This is a genomic window from Xenorhabdus sp. SGI246 (genome assembly GCF_040838225.1).
Taxonomy (GTDB): domain Bacteria; phylum Pseudomonadota; class Gammaproteobacteria; order Enterobacterales; family Enterobacteriaceae; genus Xenorhabdus; species Xenorhabdus indica.
Genome location: NZ_JBFPEZ010000124.1, coordinates 1 through 1,430 on the forward strand (window position 1 = coordinate 1; position 1,430 = coordinate 1,430).

At 52.6% G+C, this 1,430-nt stretch carries 2 protein-coding genes and 1 pseudogene; all 3 read right to left on the minus strand.

What is annotated here, in order from left to right; translation table 11 throughout:
- A partial coding sequence (locus tag ABLA85_RS18190; protein ID WP_367965736.1) for an integrating conjugative element protein occupies positions 1 to 491 on the minus strand: 491 nt, incomplete at its 3' end.
- Positions 467 to 1,165 carry a TIGR03759 family integrating conjugative element protein gene (locus tag ABLA85_RS18195; RefSeq protein WP_367965737.1) on the minus strand — a complete coding sequence of 233 codons (699 nt, stop codon included), beginning with the start codon at positions 1,163 to 1,165 and terminating at the stop codon, positions 467 to 469. The genes ABLA85_RS18195 and ABLA85_RS18190, both read right to left, overlap by 25 nt.
- Positions 1,162 to 1,430: pseudogene (locus ABLA85_RS18200) on the minus strand (pilus assembly protein PilL); the annotation flags it as partial. The gene ABLA85_RS18195 and the pseudogene ABLA85_RS18200, both read right to left, overlap by 4 nt.

Sequence of the window (1,430 nt, forward strand, 5' to 3'; positions counted from 1 at the left end):
TAATGTCGCAGTTGCAAACGGCGAGCCAATTCCGAACCGGAAGCCGGCGATAACAAGACATCCGGCGCTAATGCCCGCAGTGACTGTAAGCCTGCCATTTCACTGACATTGACAACCAGTCCAACAGCGTGTAGTGTCTTCAGTCGTGTTGCATTCTGGCTTAACCACCGACGTGAATCAGCGTCATCACCAATCAGAAATAACGCACCAATGCCCGGCAGTTGCAATGGCCGGCTTGCCACTTTTCCCGGTGTCAGTTCCGGTGTATTGACTGGCAACATCGCTGCTTCACCCGCCATTTCTTGTAAGGAATATGGTGGTAGGGTCGAAATATCATCAGGCTGAGCATGAATACTTTCATAAAAGGGCGAGGCATCTTTACCACCCAAATCAGCAATCACGTTCAGTTCGGCATGGCAGGGAGTCATCCATAACAGGCCGATAATGGGGAATACGCTCACCCGTTTCATTGTAATGACGTGACCTGCCATCCCTGTTCCCCCTGCCGCAACAATACAGGCATCAGTCCCTTACCAAACCGGAACCAGTAACCCGTATCATGATTCAGCGTGATTTGTCGGTTACGGACCTGTTCAACCGGAATATGATGCGTTTTAGCCCACTGCCGTAAGGTGTCATCATTACGTTGACTGTCAACCAGATAAATATCAACGGGTTGCTTTGCCGCCAGGACTTCAGCCAAACGGGTGTCACATTGCGGGCAATCTTTGGCTCTGACAAACAATGCCAGCCGACCATTTACTTCATGCGATTCTTCCATATTGACCGGCAACACATCCGGAAACAGCCGTTGCCAGGCGGCGTCTACTTCCCGCTGGAAGCGCAATTCTTTTTCGGTGCGGGCAAACTCCGCCCTGACCCACTGTTCGGCATAACGGCGGCGTTCAGCATCACCATCGGCTTCAATACCTAATGCGGTCAACGGATCAAGCCCCGGCGACTGGATACCCCGTGGCCCCTTCATCAGTTGCTGGTAACGCTGGTATTCATCGGCACTTAACTGCCACTGTTCAGCTGGGCTTTTCAGGGATTGCGGCTGGCTTTCTGTCGCTTGTGTCTGCTGTAAAGCTAATGGTGTCGGTGTTGTTGCCCAGACCGAACTGCTCAGCAGCCATACCAACACACTGAGCTGGTGTAATCTCATCTGCGCCCTCCTGACTGAGGATGTTTGACCGGAGTCGGGAGTTGATAGCCCTGCCGTAAATGATGGCAAACCACACGCTGCACCTCATCCACTTCCAGTTGCCAGGCCGGACCTGCCATCACCTGCAACGCAGTGCGTAACCTGACAGGGCCTAACTGATAGTGCACTGACGGCAGCGGCTGACGATATAAAATGTCATTCTTCTTGTCAGGTGCACAGAGTGTATAGCCCGATTGACGCAATACGTAACGCATGGCATCGGCAA

Coding starts and splice junctions, on each gene's coding strand:
- ABLA85_RS18195 (WP_367965737.1), bottom strand. CDS start 1,165: ATGAGATTACACCAGCTCAGTGTGTTGGTATGGCTGCTGAGCAGTTCG.